The sequence below is a fragment of the Herbaspirillum sp. 1130 genome (assembly GCF_017833835.1).
GTDB lineage: Bacteria > Pseudomonadota > Gammaproteobacteria > Burkholderiales > Burkholderiaceae_D > Herbaspirillum > Herbaspirillum huttiense.
The window spans coordinates 394,956-417,057 of record NZ_JAFICQ010000003.1 but is presented as its reverse complement, the minus strand read 5'-3'; the positions used below and the strand labels follow the sequence as shown (position 1 = coordinate 417,057).

General features: G+C 63.0%; 20 protein-coding genes and 1 tRNA gene. 8 read left to right on the top strand and 13 right to left on the bottom strand.

Annotation, left to right across the window (positions count from 1 at the left end; translation table 11 throughout):
* Position 1: 1 nt before the first annotated feature.
* The 3 genes from JOD78_RS15465 to JOD78_RS15455 form a co-directional block, all read right to left on the bottom strand.
* Positions 2-1,564: an NADH-quinone oxidoreductase subunit NuoF gene (locus tag JOD78_RS15465; RefSeq protein ID WP_209568729.1), complete on the bottom strand. Its 1,563-nt coding sequence runs from the start codon at positions 1,562-1,564 to the stop codon at positions 2-4.
* Positions 1,564-2,040, bottom strand: a complete 477-nt coding sequence (locus tag JOD78_RS15460; RefSeq protein WP_008327136.1) for a formate dehydrogenase subunit gamma — start codon at positions 2,038-2,040, stop codon at positions 1,564-1,566. Before JOD78_RS15460 ends, JOD78_RS15465 begins: the two co-directional genes overlap by 1 nt.
* Before the next feature lie 486 nt (positions 2,041-2,526).
* A complete protein-coding gene (locus tag JOD78_RS15455; protein ID WP_121038509.1) occupies positions 2,527-4,173 on the bottom strand; it encodes an OFA family MFS transporter in 1,647 nt (548 codons plus the stop codon).
* Positions 4,174-4,402: 229 nt separating this feature from the next.
* Here JOD78_RS15455 and JOD78_RS15450 point away from each other — a divergent pair, with 229 nt between their 5' ends.
* Together JOD78_RS15450 and JOD78_RS15445 are read left to right on the top strand one after the other, a co-directional pair.
* Complete coding sequence (locus JOD78_RS15450; protein ID WP_034332988.1) at positions 4,403-5,470, top strand: substrate-binding domain-containing protein; 1,068 nt, start codon at positions 4,403-4,405, stop codon at positions 5,468-5,470.
* Between the two features lie 135 nt (positions 5,471-5,605).
* On the top strand, positions 5,606-6,580 hold the full coding sequence (locus JOD78_RS15445; RefSeq protein WP_121038507.1) for a LysR family transcriptional regulator: 975 nt from the start codon (positions 5,606-5,608) through the stop codon (positions 6,578-6,580).
* A 10-nt stretch (positions 6,581-6,590) separates the two neighbouring features.
* On the opposite strand, the gene JOD78_RS15440 is transcribed toward JOD78_RS15445, so the two are convergent.
* Positions 6,591-7,505, bottom strand: a complete 915-nt coding sequence (locus tag JOD78_RS15440) for a LysR family transcriptional regulator (RefSeq protein WP_034332993.1) — start codon at positions 7,503-7,505, stop codon at positions 6,591-6,593.
* A gap of 168 nt (positions 7,506-7,673) precedes the next feature.
* Here JOD78_RS15440 and JOD78_RS15435 point away from each other — a divergent pair, with 168 nt between their 5' ends.
* The 4 genes from JOD78_RS15435 (at position 7,674) to JOD78_RS15415 (ending at position 10,793) form a co-directional block, all read left to right on the top strand.
* The gene (locus JOD78_RS15435; RefSeq protein ID WP_209568543.1) at positions 7,674-8,612 is read left to right on the top strand and encodes a D-hexose-6-phosphate mutarotase; all 939 of its coding nucleotides are present in this window, start codon (positions 7,674-7,676) and stop codon (positions 8,610-8,612) included.
* Positions 8,613-8,822: 210 nt separating this feature from the next.
* Complete coding sequence (locus JOD78_RS15430) at positions 8,823-9,902, top strand: tartrate dehydrogenase (protein WP_134134805.1); 1,080 nt, start codon at positions 8,823-8,825, stop codon at positions 9,900-9,902.
* A gap of 287 nt (positions 9,903-10,189) precedes the next feature.
* Entirely contained in the window at positions 10,190-10,630 is a 441-nt protein-coding gene (locus tag JOD78_RS15420; protein WP_121038499.1) for a surface-adhesin E family protein, read from the top strand.
* A 78-nt stretch (positions 10,631-10,708) separates the two neighbouring features.
* A tRNA-Leu gene (locus JOD78_RS15415) sits at positions 10,709-10,793 on the top strand.
* Positions 10,794-11,535: 742 nt separating this feature from the next.
* Here JOD78_RS15415 and JOD78_RS15410 read toward each other — a convergent pair.
* A complete protein-coding gene (locus tag JOD78_RS15410) occupies positions 11,536-12,444 on the bottom strand; it encodes a LysR family transcriptional regulator (protein ID WP_121038496.1) in 909 nt (302 codons plus the stop codon).
* A 109-nt stretch (positions 12,445-12,553) separates the two neighbouring features.
* Here JOD78_RS15410 and JOD78_RS15405 point away from each other — a divergent pair, with 109 nt between their 5' ends.
* A complete protein-coding gene (locus JOD78_RS15405) occupies positions 12,554-13,360 on the top strand; it encodes a substrate-binding domain-containing protein (RefSeq protein ID WP_121038494.1) in 807 nt (268 codons plus the stop codon).
* Between the two features lie 57 nt (positions 13,361-13,417).
* On the top strand, positions 13,418-14,725 hold the full coding sequence (locus tag JOD78_RS15400) for an MFS transporter (protein WP_209568545.1): 1,308 nt from the start codon (positions 13,418-13,420) through the stop codon (positions 14,723-14,725).
* On the opposite strand, the gene JOD78_RS15395 is transcribed toward JOD78_RS15400, so the two are convergent.
* The 8 genes from JOD78_RS15395 to JOD78_RS15360 all read right to left on the bottom strand — a co-directional run bounded on the left by JOD78_RS15395 (position 14,629) and on the right by JOD78_RS15360 (position 22,082).
* Positions 14,629-16,287, bottom strand: a complete 1,659-nt coding sequence (locus JOD78_RS15395; RefSeq protein ID WP_209568547.1) for a methyl-accepting chemotaxis protein — start codon at positions 16,285-16,287, stop codon at positions 14,629-14,631. The two genes, JOD78_RS15400 and JOD78_RS15395, sit on opposite strands and share 97 nt — an antisense overlap.
* A gap of 208 nt (positions 16,288-16,495) precedes the next feature.
* Positions 16,496-17,569: a porin gene (locus JOD78_RS15390; protein WP_121038485.1), complete on the bottom strand. Its 1,074-nt coding sequence runs from the start codon at positions 17,567-17,569 to the stop codon at positions 16,496-16,498.
* 268 nt (positions 17,570-17,837) lie between these two features.
* Positions 17,838-18,785 (bottom strand): PDR/VanB family oxidoreductase, encoded by a 948-nt coding sequence (locus JOD78_RS15385; protein WP_121038482.1) that lies wholly within the window; start codon positions 18,783-18,785, stop codon positions 17,838-17,840.
* 38 nt (positions 18,786-18,823) lie between these two features.
* Positions 18,824-19,267: a RidA family protein gene (locus JOD78_RS15380; RefSeq protein WP_209568550.1), complete on the bottom strand. Its 444-nt coding sequence runs from the start codon at positions 19,265-19,267 to the stop codon at positions 18,824-18,826.
* Positions 19,264-20,313: an aromatic ring-hydroxylating dioxygenase subunit alpha gene (locus JOD78_RS15375; protein WP_034338505.1), complete on the bottom strand. Its 1,050-nt coding sequence runs from the start codon at positions 20,311-20,313 to the stop codon at positions 19,264-19,266. The genes JOD78_RS15380 and JOD78_RS15375 overlap by 4 nt, the downstream gene beginning before the upstream one ends.
* 34 nt (positions 20,314-20,347) lie before the next feature.
* Positions 20,348-20,581 carry a recombinase-like helix-turn-helix domain-containing protein gene (locus JOD78_RS15370; protein ID WP_034338512.1) on the bottom strand — a complete coding sequence of 78 codons (234 nt, stop codon included), beginning with the start codon at positions 20,579-20,581 and terminating at the stop codon, positions 20,348-20,350.
* On the bottom strand, positions 20,581-20,931 hold the full coding sequence (locus tag JOD78_RS15365) for a hypothetical protein (RefSeq protein ID WP_121038476.1): 351 nt from the start codon (positions 20,929-20,931) through the stop codon (positions 20,581-20,583). Before JOD78_RS15365 ends, JOD78_RS15370 begins: the two co-directional genes overlap by 1 nt.
* Positions 20,928-22,082 carry an FAD-dependent monooxygenase gene (locus tag JOD78_RS15360; RefSeq protein ID WP_209568552.1) on the bottom strand — a complete coding sequence of 385 codons (1,155 nt, stop codon included), beginning with the start codon at positions 22,080-22,082 and terminating at the stop codon, positions 20,928-20,930. Before JOD78_RS15360 ends, JOD78_RS15365 begins: the two co-directional genes overlap by 4 nt.
* Between the last annotated feature and the right edge of the window lie 20 nt (positions 22,083-22,102).

Sequence of the window (22,102 nt, the reverse complement as noted above, 5' to 3'; positions counted from 1 at the left end):
ATCAGGCTGCCTGTTCGCCGGGCGCGCCGAAGTCTTCGGGGAAATGGTTCAGGGCCGACAGCACCGGGAACGGCGTCATGCCGCCCATGGCGCAGAGCGAACCATTGACCATGGTGTCGCACAGGCTCTTCAACAGATGGATCTGCTGCGGCCGCTCCTCGTTGGCGATGATCTTGTCGATCACTTCCACGCCGCGTGTGGAGCCGATGCGGCAAGGCGTGCACTTGCCGCAGGATTCGACGGCACAGAATTGCATGGCGTAGCGAGCCTGTTTGGCCATATCGACACTGTCGTCAAACGCCACCAGCCCGCCATGCCCGATCATCGCGCCGATCGCGGCGAAAGCTTCATAGTCGAGCGGAGTATCGAATTGCGAGGGCGGCAGGTACGCGCCCAGCGGTCCGCCCATCTGCACCGCGCGGATCGGACGGCCCGAGGCACTCCCGCCGCCGAAGTCTTCCAGCAACTGGCGCAGCGTGAGACCGAACGCTTTCTCCACCAGGCCACCCTGTTTGATGTTGCCGGCCAGCTGGAAGGGCAGCGTGCCGTGCGAGCGGCCTACGCCATAGTTCTTGTAGAAGTCCGCACCACGCGCCAGGATCACCGGCACCGAGGCCAGCGAGATGAGGTTGTTGATGACGGTCGGCTTGCCGAACAGGCCCTCGATGGCCGGCAGTGGCGGCTTGGCGCGCACCACGCCGCGCTTGCCTTCCAGGCTTTCCAGCATGGCGGTTTCTTCGCCGCAGATGTAGGCTCCGGCGCCCTTGCGCACTTCCAGCCGGAAGGATTTGCCGGAACCCAGAATGTCATCGCCCAGGTAGCCGCGCGCGGTGGCGATGGCGATGGCCTCGTTCATCGTCGCAATCGCATGCGGATATTCGGAGCGCACATAGATGTAGCCCTCGGTCGCGCCCACCGCGACGGCGGCAATGGTCATGCCTTCGATCAGCGTGAAGGGATCGTCTTCCATGATCATGCGATCCGAGAAGGTACCCGAGTCGCCCTCATCGGCATTGCAGACCACGTACTTCTGCGCGGCCGGTGCGCGCAGCACCGTCTGCCACTTGATGCCGGTCGGGAAGGCGGCACCGCCCCGGCCACGCAAACCCGAATCGATCATCTGCTGGACGATGGCCTCCGGTGTTTTGGCCAGCGCATTCTTCAATCCGGCATAACCTTCATGGGCCAGATAATCCTCCAGCGAAAGCGGATCGATGATGCCGACCCGCGCGAAAGTCAGGCGTTCCTGATTCTTGAGGAAGCCGATTTCTTCAGTCAGGCCCAGATGCAGCGTGTGCTGGCCTCCGGCGAGCAGCCCTGCATCGAAGAGGCAGCTGACATCCTCCGGCGACACAGGCCCGTAGGCCACGCGGCCGGCTGCGGTGGCCACTTCCACCAGCGGCTCCAGCCAGAACATGCCGCGCGAACCGTTGCGCACCAGCTTGATGGACTGGCCGCGCTTTTGCGCTTCGGCAGCGATGGCGGCGGCGACTTCGTTGGCCCCGAGGGCCAGCGCGGTCGAGTCGCGCGGAACATAGATGGTCACGGGTTCATGGGTACTCATCATGCCTCCCGCTTGGCCTGGATCAGGCGCTTGAATTTGTCGGCATCGACGCGGGCGTGCAGCTCGTCGTCGAGGGTGAGGTTGGGACCGATGGCGCACTGGCCCAGGCAATACACCGGTTCCAGCGTGAACTGGCCATCGGCGCTGGTTTCATGGAAACCGCAGCCCAGCACGTTCTGCGCATGTTCAGCCAACGCTTCGCTTCCGCGCGCCTGGCAGGCCTCGGCACGGCACACCTGCACCACGTGGCGGCCGGCCGGTTCCTGGCGGAAGAAGTGATAGAACGAAATCACGCCATGCACCTCGGCGCGCGAGACGTTCAGCTCGCCCGCAATCATCGGGACCGCATCGGCCGGGATGTAGCCGACCTTGTCCTGAATGCCGTGCAGGATGGGGAGCATGGCACCGGCCATGTCCTTGCGCTCGGCGATGATGCCGCGCACCGCCGCCACGTCGAAAACCTGTTGCCTCTTCATTGTTGCCTCCTGTGTTGCTTCGATGCGGTCCTTGTCCTTCTCCCGGAGGATCTTCTGTGGACCGCGCAAATGACGAATGAAAGGAAAGAGCTGCGCCTAGGGAGGAGCAGCCTGTGGAAAGCAGATCAAAGGATGGGGAGAACAATGCGGCGGCATGACGCTGCCCTGGTGAAGGGTGCGCACGGCCGTGCGAGATGAACCAGCTGGTCTCCGTTGTTGCATGTTCGCCCTGCCTTGATGGGTTGGTGTGAACACTGCGGATGCTGGCCTGCCCTTGCCGGGACGGGCCATGCTCCTGTTTTTTGATAGTCGCTGACACAAGCTGCCCTGGTTCACGGGGCCATGGCAGCTTGTGTCAGCGGCTTTCGCCGCTGCGGTCCTGCGTGCAGGCCGGGTGGAGCCGGCCTGCGGATGTAACAATGACTTGACTACAAATTCACACGACTACGTAACCAGAAATCACATCGTCGTCGAGGTATTGCTTAATCAGCGGAACAGCACGGCCGACTTCTGCAGCACCAGGGTGATACCCCAGATCAGCGGAATGCCGACAGCCGCCCAGGCCAGGCCGATGACGACCGGGTTGCCGCCGCTGCCGATCTGCGACATGTCGCCCGAACCGGCGGTGACGGCTGCATCGGCGGCCGACTTTTCGTGGGCCAGCTGCTTTTCACGGGCCAGTTCTTCCGGCGTCATGAAGTGCTTGGCAGCGACCGGGCGGATCAGCAGGTTGCAGATCAGGCCCAGCACAAGCATGCCGGCCAGGATGTACATGGTGGTGTTGTAGACCTCGTTCTTGGGCATGCCCAGGGACAGCTGGTACTCACGCATGTAGTTCACCACCACCGGGCCCAGGATGCCGGCGGTCGCCCACGCGGTCAGCAGGCGGCCGTGGATGGCGCCCACCATCTGGGTGCCGAACAGGTCGGCCAGGTAAGCAGGGACGGTGGCAAAGCCGCCGCCATACATCGACAGGATGATGCAGACTGCGCCGACGAACAGCGGGATGTTGCCGGCCTTGGCCGACCACGGCAGGCTCACGTACAGCACGAAGCCCAGCACGAAGAAGATGGCATAGGTCATCTTGCGGCCGAAGAAGTCCGAGCACGAAGCCCAGGCGAAACGGCCACCGATGTTGAACAGCGAGATCAGACCGGTGAAGCCGGCAGCCAGTGCCGCGATACCGGCCTTCTGCTCGACCGACAGGTCATTGAAACCGATGTCCACGCCCAAGAGCTTGCCGCCGAAGACTTCCTGCAGCATCGGCGAAGCGATGCCGATGACGCCGATACCGGCCGACACGTTCAGGCAGAGCACCAGCCACACCAGCCAGAACTGGGGAATGCCCCAGACCTTGGAGACGTGCACGTGGTTCTGGGTGATCATGGTCGCCGAGGACTTGGCCACCGGCGGGGTCCAGCCAGCCGGCTTCCAGCCGGTGGGCGGCACGCGGTAGCCGAATGCACCGGCCATCATGAAGACGAAATAGATCACGGCCATGACCACGAAGGTTTCCCACACGCCCACGGAGGTGGGGGAGGCAAACTTCTTCATCAGCGCATCGGCCAGCGGGGTGCCGACCAGGGCACCACCGCCGAAGCCCATGATGGCCATACCGGTGGCCATGCCGCGACGGTCAGGGAACCACTTGATCAGGGTCGACACCGGCGAGATGTAGCCCAGGCCGAGACCGACGCCACCGATGACGCCGGAGCCCAGCCACATCAGCCAGATCTGGTGCGTCTTTACGCCCAGGGCCGAGATCAGCAGGCCGCCGCACCAGCAGATGGCAGCCACCACACCGGCCTTGCGGGGACCGGCGTGTTCCAGCCAGCCGCCCCACAGCGCAGCGGAGATGCCCAGCAGGACGAAGAACATCGTGTACATCCAGCCCAGCATGGAAATCTTCCAGTCACAGGTGGACGAGAAGACTTGCGCGAAGAAGCCGATATCGGCACCGCAAGCGATGGGCGCGGTCACGCCCAGGGCCTTGGACAGCGGCAGCCAGAACACGGAGAAACCGTAGGCCATGCCGATGCACAGGTGGATTGCGAGCGCTGCTGGCGGTACCAGCCAGCGATTGAAGCCAGGCTTGGCGACCGTGTGTTCCTTGTTCAGGAAATCGAAAGCCATTATTCCTCCGAATATTTTATGAGTGTGTGATGTGGGCAAATCGAAGGAAGGACTGCATCGCAAAGCCGGTAGGGGCGGATCGTGACACCGACCCATCTTTGCGGCGATATCCTTCTCTTTTCGTTTATTTATTTATGTACAACACCGCATATATTTTCTATCATTTATGCAGAGTGACGCGAAATTATCACCGATAAACGGCCGTTTCAATATGCTTTCTTTCACATAAATGTTCAAAGTCCACATCAAACCTCACTGGGAAATCGCCTACGACAACGAGGCGGCGCTGGACACGGCCAACTTGTTGACCCTGCTCACCGCGATCCAGCAGAGCGGCTCGATTGCGCGTGCCGCGCAATTGACGCGCTATTCCTATCGCCACGCCTGGGGCCTGCTGCGCGAGGCCGAGCGCCTGTTCGGCAACGCCCTCATTGAAAGCGGGCGTGGCCGCGGCACCACATTGACCGATTTCGCCAGCAAGCTGTTGTGGGCCGATCGCCTGGTGACGGCGCGTCTCTCCCCTACCCTCGACAGCCTGGCCTCGGAGCTGGAGGTGGAGCTGGGCAAGACGGTGGAAGGCAAATCCGAGAAGGTGCGCCTGAACGCCAGTCACGGCTTTGCGGTGGCGGCGCTGCTCAACAAGATCAATGAAGGCCGCCTGCCGGTGGAGGTACGCTACCGCCACAGCACCGATGCGGTGGCGGCGCTGTCGCGTCAGGAATGCGATCTGGCAGGCTTCCATGTGCCGCTGGGCGAATTCGAGAAACCGGCCATCGCCACCTATGCCAAGTGGCTCAACAAGCGCAGCGATTGCCTGATCCACCTGGCCATCCGCAACCAGGGCCTGTTCGTCGAGCCGGACAATCCCAAGGGCTTGCGCGGCCTGGCCGACCTCACCCGCACCGACCTGCGTTTCGTCAACCGCGAAGCCGGATCGGGCACGCGCATGCTGCTGGAACTGATGCTCAATGGTGCCGGCATCCCCCACAAGAAGATCAACGGTTTCGAGAACACCGAGTTCACGCACTCGGCGGTGGCCGCCTTCATCGCCAGCGGCATGGCCGATGTCGGCTTCGGCGTGCAGACGGCGGCGCATCGTTTCGGCCTGGGCTTCATCCCGCTGGTGCGCGAGCGCTACTTCTTCGCGCTGCCGGCGGCGTCCTTGCAGGATCCGCTGATCCGCTCGGTGATCGATATCCTGCAATCGGACAGCTTCCGCAAGGTGGTCAACAACCTGGCCGGCTATGACGCCAACGACATGGGCAAGATCCAGACCATCAAGGAAGCCTTCGGCTGACCGGGTCCGGCCCGAGGCCACACTGCACCAAGCGCCGCTTGTGGGCGTGGGGCGAAGCGGCTACACTCGCGCCCCTGGCCTGCTGCCGTCCTGGCAGCAGGCGCTTCTCTTTTCGCTGCCACGCCTCCCTGCGCCATGAATTCCGCTGCAAGCCATTCCCCCGCCCTGTCTCCTGCCTTGCCTGCACTGGCGGGCATGGATGCGCGTCTGCTGCGCCTGCTCGATGCCGTTCTCGATGAAGTCCATCTGGCGCGTGCCGCGGCGCGTGTGGGCCTGCCCCTGCCGGCTGCGGCCAGTGCGCTGGAACGATGCCGTCAGTTGCTGCGTGATCCGCTGCTGGAAGATGGCGGCACGCAGATGCGGCTGACGGCCACGGCACAGGCGCTGCGTGAGTCGGTGCGCCAGCTGCTGGCCGGCGATGCGCAGGCGCAGACGGCCAGCCCGGCGCAGCACGCCCCATTGCAAGCCGCAGCTGCGCAACGCGTGCGCATTCTCATGCCGGACTATCCGGCGCAGGTGGTAGCGCATGCGCTGTATCTGGAACTGGCTGCCGAGCTGCCGTCACTGGATCTGGAATTCCAGACCTGGCTGGGCGATGCCGATGCCGCCGCCCGTCTGGAACGCGGGCAGACCGATCTGGTCCTGGGTGCAACCAGGCCGACCGGCCAGCTGCGCGGACGTGAAGTGCTGCAGGAGCGCTGCGTGGCCGTGATGCGGCGCGATCATCCGGCAGCGCATGCGCTGACCTTGTCGCGCTGGCTCTCGTATCCGCATCTGCAGATCACCTGCCACGACACGCTCAACCGCATGATCGACGAGCAGATCGCCATGCAGGGCCTGCGTCGTCGCGTGGGCATGGTGATCCCGAATTTCCTGATGGCTCCGGCACTGTTGCAGGGCTCGGACCTGATCGCGGTCATGCCCATGCATTGCGTGCCGGCCGCTACCGCTGCGCATCCGGTGGCACTGACCTGTCTGCGCCCGCCGTTGCCGCTGGAGGCCCCGCCGCTGCGCTTGCTGCAGCATCGCCGTCACGCGGAAGATGCCTCGGTGGCGCTGGTGGCACAGGTGCTGGAGCGCATCGTGCGGCAGCGATTCGACGGACGTTGAAACCGCTCGGCTACACCGTCGCCGACGATGCCGTGACATCCAGATGCTTCTGCAGGAAGCGCACGCATTCCCGCACCTTGGCCGAATTCTTCAACTGCACCGGATAGACCGCACACAGGTCGGCCTCCTGGAAATACTGCGGCAGCACCCGCACCAAGCGCCCGCGCTTGAGGCTGTCGGCCACATCCCAGATCGAACGCAGGATGATGCCGTGCCCATCCACCGCCCACTGGTGGATGATCTCGCCGTGGTTGGAGGCGAGTCCACCGGACACCTTCACCGTCTCCTGTCCCTTGGGGCCCATCATGCGCCAGATCCCGAAGGACTGGTTGCGCTCGCGGATCACCAGGCACTGGTGCTGGCGCAGCGCAGCCAGGTCGGCGGGCGCGCCATGCTTCTTCAGATACGCCGGACTGGCGCACAGCACGCGCTGGCTGGGCAGGATGCGCTTGGAGAACAGGTGCGGCTCATGCCCCGCGCCCACCCGGATATCGAGGTCGATGCCCTCGTTGACCAGATCGATCTGCCGGTCCACCAGCTCCAGCTGTATCTTCAGTTCCGGATGTTCGCTGGCAAAGCGCGACAGCAGCGGCGACACCACCTTGCGCCCCAGGCCGAAACTGGTACTGATCTTCAACAACCCGCGCGGCACGCGCTTGGCGCTGCTGACCGTTTCCATCATCTGCTCGACATCGTCGAGGATCTTGCGCGCCCATTCGTGGACATTGCCGCCGTCCTCGGTCATGACCACGCTGCGCGTGGTGCGATGGAACAGGCGCACGCCCAGCGCCTGTTCCAGCAGGGCGATGCGCTTGCTGATGTAGGCCGGCGAGGCACCCACTTCACGTGCCGATTCCGCAAAGTTGCTGTGGCGGGCTACCACGCAGAACAGGCGCAGGTCTTCGAGCAGGGGAGAATTGTTCACGATATGTAGGCATTGGAGTCCACGATCTGTGGATTATAGTCCCGGACCGCCCTCCTCCCCCAACCTCGCGAGACGCAGCGCATCGCCTGCCCCAGCGGCCAATTTCCCGCAAGCGCCCGAAATGTGGCAGTCTTGCGCAATCGCAACGAATTCTCTTGGAGTAGCAGCATGAGCCTCATCGACGAACAGGAAGTCCCGCCCGATCTCCCTCATATCCAGCGCATCGAAGTCAATCAGCTGCATTGCCTGCGCGTGCAGACCGAGCGCGCCGAACTGCTGATCGCCGAGCAAGGCGCGCAGGTGCTGCGCTACCAGGTACACGGCCAGGAACCGGTGATCTGGATGAGCGAAGAAGCCGCCTTCGAAGCCGGCAATTCGATACGTGGCGGCATCCCGGTGTGCTGGCCGTGGTTCGGCGACCTCATGCGCAACCCGCCGCAAGTACAAGCGCTGCACGCTGGTGGCCGCCTGCCGGCGCACGGCCTGGTGCGCGGCATTCCCTGGCTGCTGATGGAAAACGCCATCGAAGGCGATACCGTGCGCCTGGTCCTGGCCATCCCGCCGTCGACCGAATCGCCGGCCCTGCGCCACCTGCCGCCGGGCATCGAACTGCGACTGGAGATCCTGCTGGATGACCGCCTGCACCTGAAACTCACCACCCGCAATGGCAGCGAACAGCACATCGCCCTCACGCAAGCGCTGCACAGCTACTTTGCGGTCAGCAGCATCCACAACGTGACGGTCGATGGCCTCGAAGGCCAGCGCTATATCGAAACGCTGGAAGGCTGGGCCGAGCGCGAGCAGAAGCGTCCGCTGGTGGTCAGCAGCGAGACCGACCGCATCTACCTGGACCTGCCGCCGCACCTGGCCATCCGCGACGAGGGCTGGAACCGCCGCATCCACATCGAGGCCAGCGGCTCGACCTCGGCCGTGGTCTGGAACCCGTGGGTGAGCAAGGCGCGCCGCCTGTCGCAGTTTGCCGATGATGCCTGGCAGCGCATGCTGTGCATCGAGACCGCCAACGTGATGGACGATCTGGTGGAACTGGAACCGGGCGCCGAGCACACCATGGGCGTGACCCTCTGGGGCGAGACGCTGGGCGGCTGACGCGGCCCTCGCAGCAGACTCACCCGAAAAAGGCAGTGCTGTCATGACGGCACTGCCTTTTTTCATGGCTGACGTTTTCGGCACTGTTCACGAATCGTGTTTTATAAAATCACCAGTTCGTGGATGATCTGGCGCGGGAAGCGATTTATGATGGCTGCACTTTACAGACCCGGCATGCCGGTTTCCCCTTTCTCCAGAGGAGCAGCAACGATGAGCAAGACCCACAAGATCGCCGTCATCGCCGGTGACGGCATCGGCCAGGAAGTGATGCCCGAAGGCCTGCGCGCGGTCGAGGCCGCTGCCAGGAAGTTCGGCATCGACATCGAGTTCAGCCATTTCGACTGGGCGCACTGCGGTTATTACGCGCAGCACGGCAAGATGATGCCGGATGACTGGTTCGATCAGTTGAAGGGTTTTGAAGCCATCTTCTTCGGCGCGGTCGGCTGGCCGGCCACGGTGCCCGATCACGTCTCGCTGTGGGGTTCGCTGCTGAAATTCCGCCGCGATTTCGACCTCTACGTCAACCTGCGTCCGGTGCGCCTGATGCCTGGCGTGCCCTGCCCGCTGGCCAACCGCAAGCCGGGCGACATCGATTTCTACGTGGTGCGCGAGAACACCGAAGGCGAGTACTCTGCCATCGGCGGCCGCATGTTTGAAGGTACCGAGCGCGAGACCGTGATCCAGGAATCGGTGTTCAGCCGCAAAGGCACCGACCGCATCCTGAAGTTCGCTTTCGACCTGGCGCAGAGCCGTCCCAAGAAGCACCTGACCTCGGCCACCAAGTCCAACGGCATCGCCATCACCATGCCTTACTGGGATGAGCGCGTGGAAGCCATGGGCGCCAAGTATCCGGACGTGCGCCGCGACAAGTACCACATCGACATCCTGACCGCGCACTTCGTGCTGAACCCGGACCGCTTCGATGTGGTGGTGGCGTCCAACCTGTTCGGCGACATCCTCTCCGACCTCGGCCCGGCCTGCGCCGGCACCATCGGCATTGCGCCCTCGGCCAACATCAATCCGACGCGCGAGCTGCCGTCGCTGTTCGAACCGGTGCACGGTTCGGCGCCGGACATCTTCGGCAAGAACATCGCCAACCCGGTGGCCACGATCTGGTCCGGTGCGATGATGCTGGACTTCCTGGGCAATGGAGAAGGCAAGTATCGCCAGGCGCACGACGCCATGCTGGCGGCCATCGAGGAGGTGCTGGTCAATGGACCGACCACGCCGGACCTGGGCGGCAAGAGCAATACGACGGAAGTGGGCAAGGCGATTGCTGCAGCGATCTGATCGCTGACCGGTCTTCATTGCAGCAACAAGTGGCTCGCCTGGTGCGGGCCATTTTTTCGTGGGGCATTTCATGCGGTGGGACCATGTTCAATCGTAAAGGGCATGTTAGGATGGCCGCACTTTCATTTTTCGCGATCGATGAGTTGGACATGGCTGCAAGCCTGCGCATGACAGGACACCGCTTGCTGGCGGAGCTGCTCTTCTGGAGCATCACGCTGGTGCTGTTGCTGGAGGACGATGTCGCCATGCTGGCCATGATGCTGACCTGACGCGACGCCCTGCCCCACATGGATCCACGCTTTTCTTCTTTCCTCTCCGCTCCACGCCTGTCCCTTCTGCTGGCGACGGCACTGGCTGCGGCCTGCCTGCCGGCGCATGCCGAGTGGATGCCGCTGGGGGAGAACAACATCGGCAGCTTCTTCATCGACAAGGGCAGCATCGTCAACACGCGCAGCGTGCGGCAGGCGCAGATCCTGCTGAACTGGAACCGTCCGCAGCTGCTGATGGGCCAGGGCAGCAAGACGTATTACCTGTCGGAGATCTCGACCGCCTACTTTGACTGCACGGCGCGCCAGCTCGGCTTTGGCAGCCGCAAGATGTATGCGCAGGCCGATGGCAAGGGCCAGTTGCTGCTGGCACCGCAGCTGGCTTATTCGGACGTGAAGCTGCAGGATCCGATACCTGGTTCGACGGGGGAACGGGCGATTGAGGCGGTGTGCGGTAAATAATTTTCACATCGGCGATGCGGCGGGACCTTCAGGGCTTGCCCGGCGGAGCGAAATCGGTAATAATCGCTGGCTCGCGTCGCCGGGATGGCGGAATAGGTAGACGCACGGGACTCAAAATCCCGCGCCGCAAGGCGTGCCGGTTCGATTCCGGCTCCCGGCACCACAGAATTGTTTGATGCAGTACCGAGATGTTTGAAAGCCCGCAGTGTCCGATGACACTGCGGGCTTTTTGTTGTTCAAGTCCGTCCAGGGACCTGGCATCAGCGTTCTTCCTGGCCCCGGAAGACGTAAAAGTTTTTTGGTGCGCAACTCGAGAATGATTTCTCCGAAGACTGGCTCGCCGTCGCTACCGCTGTCTGTCCATGGATGATTTCCGTTGACCTGCGCCGTTCGTCAAGGACTTCATTCTTCATGTATCGCGAGATCGCCTGCCAGCAGGGCCAAGGATGGATCCTGTACCAGTCCGGCTGGCTATCCATTTGTCCGGGAAGGCCCGCCCTCTCGGGAGCGAAAATAATTTTCTGCAGCAAGCAGTATCATTTTTCCGCCCACGGCTATATAATCGCCCCCTCTTCGAAAAAAGACCGCCGCAACTGCGCCCTCCAGCGCATGCCGCCACCCCGTTTTTCGACAGGCAGCGAGTCACGGACAACAGCATCAACCGCAGGTCCGGATTGCAAAGAATACAAACAAAAAGGCCCTCGCTTGCGAGGGCCTTTTTTATGGCCAACGGTTTTGCAAACAATTTGCGCAACCCCGCCAGAAACCGCGCCAACGCTGGAAACTTATCCCCGTTTTATGTGCATAAACTTGTGGATAAGCCATTTTCACCCCACGCAAGTGCCGTCCCCGCCTGCCCTCCCAATAAACCGCACAAAATTTAGGCAGCCCTGTGTACCAGAAAATCATTTACGCGGCTTGCTCGCCATCGCCTCGCGCAAGGCTTGCGCCAGCGTCGCGGCCGCCGGTTTCAGGACTCGTCCCTTCAAGGTAATCAAGCCCATCGCCCGGCTCAAGACCGGACTGGTCACCGGCCGCGCCACAATGCCCTTGTAGGGCGCATTGCGAATGGCCAGCTCCGGCAGCAAGGCCACCCCAAGCCCGGCCGCGACAAGGCTGATGGCCCCGGCCACGTGATTGGTCTCATACTGGATCACCGGCCGCTGCGGTACCCGCGAGAAGGCATTGTCGATCAGGCTGCGGTTGCCGCTGCTGGAGGAGACCGACACCAGCTTCTCCCCCGCCAGGGACTTCCAGTGCAAGCTGCTCTGCGCAGCCAGCGGATGATGGGCCGGCATCACCGCCAGATAACGTTCGCGCGTCAATTCCTGGAAATCGATCTCGGCTTCCTGCGCGCCGATGAAGTTCACGCCGAAATCGGCCTCGCCCTTGCGCACGCTCTCCAGCACCTCCGCCGCATTTTCGTCGATGATGCGCACCCGCACATTGGGATGCGTGCGCGCGTACGGTTTCAATACCAGCGGCAGCAAATTGTTGGCCACCGAGGGCACGCAGGCCACCGTCACGTGTTCGCGCCGATGCGCCATGCCCTGCTCCACGCTCCTGACGGCCAGCTCCAGTTCATCCATCACGGCCTGGGCGTGCACCAGGAACAATTCACCGGCAGGCGTGAGCGAGACCCGCCGCGTGGTGCGATCGAACAGTCTTTCCTGCAAGGCCTGCTCCAGGTTCTCGATGCGGCGGCTCAGTGCCGGTGCCGTGATGAACAGTCCCTCAGCCGCCGCCCGAAAGCTTGACTGGCGCGCGACGGCGAGAAAGGCCTGCAATTCGGCGGTCTCGATATTGATGCGCATTTTTTATCAATCCCCAGAATAATTGCAATTAACTTTTCAACGGATTCTACGCAAACTGCCGGGTTTCATCCCTCACCACGACGAAATACATCGTCATCAGGAGATCCGCATGATCCGTTCCAACTCCACCGCACGCAGTGTGCGCACCTCCCGCTTGCAGCGCAGTGTCCTGGCCCTGGCGCTGGGTGCCGTCACTTCGCTGGCCTCTGCCGCCGACCTGCACGTGGTCAGCTCGGGTGGCTTTGCCGCCGCCTACAAGGCACTGGCCCCCGCCTTCGAAAAGAAGACCGGCCACAAACTCATCTCCGGCTGGGGCCCATCCATGGGAGAAACCCCGCAAGCCATTCCCAATCGCCTGCAACGCGGCGAACAGATCGACGTGGTCATCATGGTCGGCGACTCGCTGGACAAGCTGGTGGCCGAAGGCAAGGTTTCCAAGTCCGAGCACAAGCTGCTGGCCCTCTCGCGCATCGGCCTGGCCGTCAAGGCCGGTGCCCCCAAGCCTGACATCTCCAGCATCGACGCCTTCAAGCGCACCCTGCTGACCGCCCATTCGGTGGTCTACTCCGACAGCGCCAGCGGCGTGTTCCTCTCCACCAAGCTCTTCAAGCGCCTGGGCATCGACCAGCAGATGGCCTACAAGGGCCGCATGATTCCGGCCGAACCGGTCGGTGAAGTGATCGCCCGCGGCGATGCCGAAGTGGGCCTGCAGCAAATCTCCGAGCTGAAGCCGGTCAAGGGTATCGACATCATCGGACCGATCCCCGAGAGCGCCCAGCAGATCACCCCCTTCTCCGGTGGCGTCGTGGTCGGCACCCACCAGCCCAAGGCCGCCAGGGAACTGCTGGACTTCCTGGCCTCGCCCGAAGCCATCGACGCCATCAAGGCATCCGGTCTGGACCCCGCGCCTCGCTGAAGAATGTGAAGGAAGGCGTCCAAGTACTGCCTCAAAGAGAGAAAGAGAGAGACCGACATGAACACAACAACCAAAACAAGCAGCACCGCCAAGCACTCCAAGCTGTCCACCGTCCTGCGGGTGACCAGCGGCAACTTCCTGGAGATGTTCGACTTCTTCCTGTATGGCTTCTATGCCAGCTACATCTCCAGGACCTTCTTCCCGTCGGACAACGAATTCGTCTCGCTGATCCTGACCTTCGGCACCTTCGGTGCGGGCTTCCTGATGCGCCCCCTGGGCGCCATCATCCTGGGCAGCTACATCGATCGGGTAGGCCGTCGCCAGGGCTTGATCGTGACGCTGGCCATCATGGCCATCGGCACCTTGCTGATCGCCTTCGTGCCCGGCTATGCCACCATCGGCATCGCGGCACCGATCCTGGTGCTGACGGGACGATTGCTGCAGGGCTTCTCGGCGGGGGTGGAGCTGGGCGGCGTGTCGGTCTATCTGGCCGAGATGGCCACGCCCGGCAACAAGGGCTTTTACGTGAGCTGGCAGTCGGCCAGCCAGCAGGCGGCCATCATGGCGTCCGCCTTGATCGGCTATCTGGTCAGCCAGTGGCTGTCGCCGGTGCAGATCAGCGAATGGGGCTGGCGCATCCCCTTCTTCATCGGCTGCATGATCGTGCCGGCCATCTTCATCATCCGCCGCTCGCTGCAGGAAACGGAAGAATTCATGGCCCGCAAGCACCATCCGGGTTTTGCGGAAATCATGGCCTCGATCGCCCAGAACTGGAAGATCGTGGTGGCCGGCATGATGATGGTGGTGATGACGACCGTGTCGTTCTATCTGATCACGGTCTACACGCCGACCTTCGGCAAGACCGTGCTCAAGCTGTCGGCCTCCGACAGTCTCATCGTGACCTTCTGCGTGGGCTTGTCCAACTTCTGCTGGCTGCCCGTCATGGGCGCACTGTCGGATCGCGTGGGCCGTCGTCCGGTGCTGGTGGCCTTCACGCTGCTGACCTTGCTGACGGCGTATCCGATGATGTCCTGGCTGGTCGCCGACATCAGTTTCAAGAACCTGCTGATCACCGAGCTGTGGCTGTCCTTCCTCTATGCCAGCTACAACGGCGCGGCAGTGGTGGCGCTGACTGAAGTGATGCCGGCGCACGTGCGCACGGTCGGCTTCTCGCTGGCCTACAGCCTGGCTACCGCGATCTTCGGCGGCTTCACGCCGCTGGTCTCGACCTGGCTGATCGATTCGACCGGCGACAAGGCCGCCCCTGGTTACTGGATGAGCTTTGCGGCGGTCTGCGGGCTGATCGCGACGCTGGTGCTGTATCGGGGCAAACCGGCAACGGCATCCGCAAGCTCCACTGCCTGAGCGGCCTCTTCCGGTGGCAGCAGCGGCAGCCGGAACACGCCCACCAGTTCGCGCAGCCGCTGCGACTGCTGCTGCAAGGACTGCGCAGCCGCAGCCGCCTGTTCCACGAGTGCGGCATTCTGCTGCGTCGTCTCATCCATGTGCACGATGGCCTGATTGACCTGTTCGATGCCGGTACGCTGTTCTTGGGTAGCGTCACTGATCTCCCCGACGATGTGCGAAACGCGCTGCACGCTGATCACCACGTTTTCCATCGTCGAGCCGGCCTGCTCCACCAGACGTCCACCGGCATCCACCTGCGCCACCGAATCATCGATGAGCGCCTTGATTTCCCTGGCGGCGCCGGCGGAACGCTGGGCCAACGAACGCACCTCCGAGGCGACCACCGCAAACCCCCGACCTTGTTCACCGGCGCGTGCCGCTTCCACCGCTGCGTTCAAGGCAAGGATGTTGGTCTGGAAGGCGATGCCATCGATCACGCCGATGATGTCGACAATGCGGCTCGAGGCTTGGCTGATACCCGCCATGGTTGCCACCACCTCCTGCACCACCGCACCGCTGCGCGCAGCCACTGTCGCGGCTTCGGCTGCGAGCTGGTTGGCCGCCTTGGCGTTGTCCGCGGTCTGGCGCACGGTGGAGGTGAGTTCTTCCATCGCGGCGGCGGTCTGCTCCAGCGAACCTGCCTGCTGCTCGGTACGCGAAGAGAGATCGAGATTGCCGCCGGCGATCTCGGAGGATGCAGTGGCAATGGTCTCGGCCCCCCTTCGTACCTCGCCCACGATGCCGGTGAGACTGCCATTCATCTGGCGCAACGCCTCCAGCAACTGGCCGAGCTCGTCCCGCCCCCCCTGCTCGATACGACTGTCGAGGTTGCCATGGGCCACCTGCTGCGCCACCCCGACCGCATGCCGCACCGGGCGGGTGATGGAACGCGTGATCCACCACGCGCACGCACCGCCGGATGCCACTGCCAGCAGGGCGATGGCCAGCATGATGCGTGTCTTCTGGTGATACTGCGCGGCGGCTTCTTCACCGCTGCGCTCCATCATTCGCGTACCAACGGCGATGTAGCCCTTCAGCCGCGCGATGGTGTTCTCCTGATCCTGGCGCAGGGTGGTCAGCAGAAATTCGGTGGCATCCATGGTGGCACCGGTGGAAGCCAGTTGCAGGAAGCGCTGCTGTCCCTCGTGATACTTGCTACGCAAGGCGAGGATGTCGGCAAATGATTTGCGGCCTTGCTCGCTGGACAGGCGCGCCTGCAACTGGTCCAGAGTGGCCGTGATGGCCGCTTCGCCCTTGGCGATGCGGGCAATCTCCTCGGTCAGCTTCTGATGGTCGTCCAGCAGTAGCAGGTTGCGCATGGCGCTGGCGTTTTCACTGATGCGCAAGAGCACGTCATTGGCCAGCAGGACCTGCGGGTATCGGTCCTCGACGATGCGGCGCGTATCCTGGTGCAATGTGAACAGACTGGCGATGGCCAGGACCGTAATGCCGGTCAGCAGCGCCAGCACCAGGCCGAAGCCCAGCGAAAGACGTGTACCCAGTTTGAGGTGTGCAAGCATGAAGACTCTCCGCGACGCAAGAATGCCGGCGGACGCGGCAGCGGTGCCGTCCGGCAATCAATCCGGTATGGATAAAAAAATGGCGGAGAAAACTGCTTCTCCGCCCAAGGCACTACGAAGCGCCCATCCGCTCCAGGAGGGGCGCACGCAAGACCAGACTATTCACAGAAGGTAAAGCGGCCCTCGGCATGAGAGCCTGTTCCGGACATCAGAACGAGTGGTGCATGCCGATGGTGGTGACCAGTTGGCCCTGCCCACCGGAGACTCCGGTGGCACCGGAGGCGCCGGTACCGTTCATGACGGCAAAGCGTGCATCGCCACCGGCACGCTGGTAAGCCGCTTGCACGTACCATTGGGTACGCTTGGAGAATTCATGCACATGAGACAGACTGAAGGTGTTCCAGCGTGCGCCCTCCAGCTTGGAGAGACCGTAGCCGAAGTTGATGGTATCGAGCGTTGCGTAGCGCCACGCCGCACCCAGATCCAGGTTCTTCTGCTTGGGCGTGGCACCGCTGGGCAGGGCCAGCTTGACTTGCGTGTAGGCCGTATTCAGACGCACGTTGCCAATGGTGTAGCCCAGGCCGCCGGCCGTCGTAGTCAGACTGTTGAAGACCGTCCCCGCATTGCCCAGACCCACGCTGGTGAGGAAGGTACCGGCAAATCCTGCAGCACGATTGTTCAGCTTCGAATAGGCCAGCGCCGCACGGAACGGACCATTGGTGTAGGTACCGCCCGCACTGACGTTGCGGCCATTGCTGCTGTCCCCTGCCACTTCACCGAAGCCGTACATCAGGCTGCCCTGAAAACCACCCAGGGTTGGAGAGGTATAGCGCACGGCATTGTCGAACTGGTAGGTGTTGGCCAGGCTGTCCAGGTTACCCGGATGGAACAGATACCAGTTGGTCAACTGGAAGCCGTTGGACAACTTGCCCACGTAGTCGAACACGACGTCGGGCATGTGGCCCAGGGTGACTGCACCGAAGTCACCTGACAGGCCGATGGTGCTGTAACGGTTGAACAGCTTGGACGAATTGGGGGTAGCACCACTATCGGTGTAGAAGCCGGCTTCGAGCTGGAAGATGGCCTTCAGGTTGCCTCCCAGGTCCTCGGTCCCGCGAAAGCCGATGCGGTCCGGCTGCATCGTGCCCTGATCCAGGCGCGATACCGAGCCGCCATTGAGGTTGTTGATATAGGCTACGCCAGCATCGAGACTGCCGTAGATGGTCACGCTGCTCTGCGCAAAGGCTCCTGCCGACAGACAGGAGGCCGCTGCGGCCATCATTAACTTCTTCATCAAACTCCCCTTCAACGAATAAAGTCCAAACACGCGGCCAGGCCGCATTCACTCACTGCTCCCCTGTGCCCCGTGCGCAGGAAAGGTGACTTCTGCCGGCAAGGCCGCCGCTGCATGGTCAGCGGTCAGCACAGGCTTGCCGGGTGGCCCGGGTCCGGTGATATTTGTTTCACCTATGGATCACCGTTCCAAAAATTTTCCAGGCTCAAAAAAATGCCCGGTGCCGGAGCACGGGCATGGTTCTGTGCCGCAGTGGCTAAAGATCCAGCACCAGGCGCTGCCCCTTGCAGCCGGAAACGCACACCATCATGGTCTTGCCGGCGGCGCGCTCGGCCTTGCTGAGGACGCCGTCGCGATGCTCCGGTTCGCCTTCCAGCACACGCGTCTCGCAGGCACCGCAGACCCCTTCGCGGCAGCTGTGGTCGACCGCGATGCCAGCATCGAGCAGGGTATCCAGCAACGATTTGCCGGCCGGCACCGTGAGGCTGGATTTGCTGCGCACCAGTTCGGCGACATAGCTGCCGTGTTGGACGGGTGCCACTTTCTCGGCGGCGAAGCGCTCGATGTGCACGTTGGGCAGACCCAGTTCTTCGCACAGACTTTCAAAGGCGTTGAGCATGGGAGTCGGTCCGCAGCAATAGAAATGCGACTCCTTCGGATAAGCCCCCAATACGGCACGCAGATCAGGCGCGGTACCGGCCTCGTCATCAAAATGGCTGCTCACGCCCGGCTGCCCCAGCAGTTGGGCGGTGAAAGCGGCTTCCTTGCGGGAACGGGCGCAGTAGTGCAGTACCGCTTCCTTGCCCTGGGCCCGCAGGTGGTGATACATGCAGGAGATCGGCGTGATGCCGATACCGCCGGCGATCAGCACCGACAGGGGTGCCGCTTCCTCCAGCGGAAAATTGTTGCGCGGAGCCGAGATGGAAAGCGTCGACCCGACCCGCAATTGTTCGTGGACATAGCGCGATCCGCCGCGACTGGCACGGTCGTGCAGCACGCCAACCACATAGCGATGACGCTCGGCCGGTGAATTCGACAGCGAATAGCTGCGCACCAGACCGTTGGCCAGATGCAGGTCGATGTGCGCACCGGCCTCGAAAGCCGGCAACTCGCCGCCGTCGGGCAGGCACAGTTCGACGCTGACAACGCCTTGCGCCTCGAAGCGCATGGCCTGCACACGGACGGAAAGAAGAGGACTGCTCATGAATGCACCACCATCAATTCAGATTCGTTCAAACACGCTCATACGGTCACGCGCACAGCCTGCCGCAGATCCACACCCAGCCGGGCATACGCATCGATTTCCACCGTCAGCTCCGGAAACACCAGAGCGCTGACTTCCACCAGCGTGGAGCAGGGATACGGTCCCTGTTCGCCGAAGAAGTCACGGCGCGCCCGTCCCACCTCATCCTTGTGCGCGATATCGGTCAGGTAGATCACCAGCTTGGTGATGCTGTCCGGTGTTCCTCCGGCAGCGCTCACCAGGTCGGCGATCTTGCGGAGCACCACCAGCGTCTGCCGATAGGTATCCAGCGTCTGCTGCCGCGTGGCCGGATGCGCCGTCATGCCAGACAAGACGATGTCCTCGCCGATCACCAGGCAATTTGACCAGGTCGCAGCGTCCGGCTCCGGCACGCTGGCGCACTTCACATGACGCATGGCGGGCCCACGGGCGGCGTCGCTCATGCCGCGCGTACCGGTGCCCTGGCCGCCGCCAGTTCCTCCTCGCGCGCCAGCTGGGCCTTGGCCAGTCCGCGCAGATGACGGCGCAGACGCACGATGCCCATATCGTGCTGGTACAGCATCTCGCGCTGGTTGGCATCCGGCTCCATCAGTTCCAGCACCACCCGGTCCTGCTCCAGCACGTTCCAGTGGCGCGCTTCCAGGCGGTTGCGATAGAGGAAGCGCCAGGTATCACGCTGCCAGCCCGAGAGCTTGCGGCAGCGCCAGTGGAAGACGGCAGCGATGTTGTCGACGACGGGCGTGTAGCTGCCGATGATGACGAAGCTGCCACCGGGACCGCCGGTCTTGGGATAGGGAATGGCCAGGCGCATCCAGTGCAGGCCGGTATCGCCCCATTCAGTCCAGTCGAAATTGACGTCACGCTGGCCTTCCTTTTCGAAGACGAAGCCGATGTCGGTCTCGCGGATGCCGAAGCTGGCGGTATTGTCGCCCTCGGCCATGGAGTGCGACTGCTTGTGCAGGAAAGTGCCGTGCATCGGGTCCATCACGTTGTCCAGCACGTAGCGATAGTCGCCCTTCCACTCGGTGTAGCACAGGAAATTGGAATACTCGGGGCTGGTCAGTTCCTCGGGCAGGCGCAGCGGCGGTGGCGTGTCGACATCCTCCAGGCTGTTGTAGAGGAAGATGGCACCGGCCGCTTCAGTCACGTGGAAGCGGCGGGTAGCCTTGGCACCCTCCAGCTTGCAACCGGGGCTGCCGGGCACGCTGGTGACCACGCCGTCGAAACGCACCTGCACGCCGTGATAGCCACAGGCGATGCGGTCTCCCATGGGGATGCCCATGGACAACGGTGCACCGCGATGCGGACAGTGATCTTCCAGCGCATGCAGCTTGCCCGAGGGCTCACGCCAGAACACGAATTTCTTGCCCAGGCGGCGCAGCGAAACCGGCTTCTCAGCCACGAACTCGGATGGGCAGACGGGATACCACAGGTCTTTCAGGCCGACAGCCAGGACGGCATCGACGGGATCATGGGCAGCAGTTCTCATTTGGGTACTCTCCTGTAAGGGCTGGCGGTCGCCATCAGGCGGCCAGGCGGGCGATCTCTTCCTGATAATTGGCTTCGGTCCAGACACCGGCGTTGTACGGACAGCTCGGACCGGTACGATTGAGATGCGCCACCAGCGCGCTCAATTCGTGGATTCCGGCGGCGTAGGCGCGCTCGATGGAATCGCCCAGCAGATCTTCGAACTGGGTCGGCGGGCGGCGGCGCGCCTGGTGCGGATTGAGATAGACATCGGTAACAGTTGCAACCATCATTGGCCTCCATTTCTGACGCGCTCGCGAATGCGCTCGCGCACGGGAACAAAATCGTAAGTGGGGTAGCACTCGGTACGGAACACGCCCCAGGCCGAGCGTTCAAGCTCGACATTGACTTGCGGCAGCAGCGCTGGCGGCAGCGCCAGCGTGACGATCTGGCCCAGGCCCATGGCCACGGTCCAGGACACCACGCGCGTTCCGGCAACAGGAAATCGCTCCCACCAGTCCATCGTCTTCATGTGGGCCTGAATCCGGTCGAGATTCATGGACTGGTCATGCTTCAGGACGATGGTCAGCAGCATGGTGTCGGCGGGGTCTTCCGGTTTCACTGGCACGCCCTGTCTCATGCAGCAACGGCTGCAACTTTCGGCTGCAGCGGTACCTGCCAGGCATCGTAGCCATAGACCCAGTCGGCATTGCCGCCTGCGCGCAGCCAGTTGTTGCCGCGCGATCCGATCTGGATGGTCGAGGCACGCTCCATGCGCAACTGCTCGTATCGGTGCAGAGCAGCGGCCACGTCTTCGAGGGCGGACACGGTGGCCAGGCAGCGTGCCAGCACCACGGCATCTTCGATGGCCATGCCGGCCCCCTGCGCCATGAAGGGCATCATGGGATGACAGGCATCTCCCAGCAAGGCCATGTTGCCCCTGGCCCAGGCCGGCAGCGGATCGCGTTCATAAAGCGCGGTCTTGAGCACTTCGTCGCAGGCGTCCAGCAGCGCCATGGCGTCGGGATGGAAGCCCGCATAGCTGTCGCGCAGTTCCTGCACGTTGCCCGGTGTGGTCCACGATTCCAGATGCCAGCTCTCCTGGGCGGTCGTGGCAAAGATGAAGATGTCCTCGCCGCGATTCAACGGGAAGGTCACGATCTGGCTTTCCGGGTTCGGTCCCCACCATTTGGTGAAGGCCTGCAGGTTGGGGACACCGGCCACTTTCGCTGCAGGCACGACGGCACGGAAAGCCACCACACCCGTGAAGCGCGGGCTCTCCGCGCCGAACATGGCTGTGCGCACGGCGGAATGGATACCGTCGCCGCCGATGAGCACATCGACGCGATCGGTGCTGCCATCGGTGAAGTGCAGGTCAATGCCATCGCCCTCCGCGCGGATTGCTTCAGCACGCTTGGCAAAGCGCACCTGCTCCAGCGGGAACACCCCGGCCAGCGCTGCCAGCAGATCGGCGCGATGGATGGTCAGCTGCGGCGCGCCATATTTCTGTTCGGCGGTGTCGCCCATGGTCAAGCGCGACGTTTCCTCGCCGCTATTCCAGGTGCGGCTGATGCGATGCGTGGGACGTGCCGCGGTCCGGCGCACGGCCTCGCCAATGCCCAACCCGTCCAGTGCGCGGACCGCATTGGGCGTCAGGTTGATGTCTGCACCCACGCGCAGGAACTGGCGTGACTGCTCATACACCACCACCTCATGTCCGGCGCGCTGCAGGGCAATGGCTGCCGTGAGGCCGCCGATGCCGGCACCGAGGACTCCGATCTTGAAGGACATGTTGATCTCCTTTGGTCAAT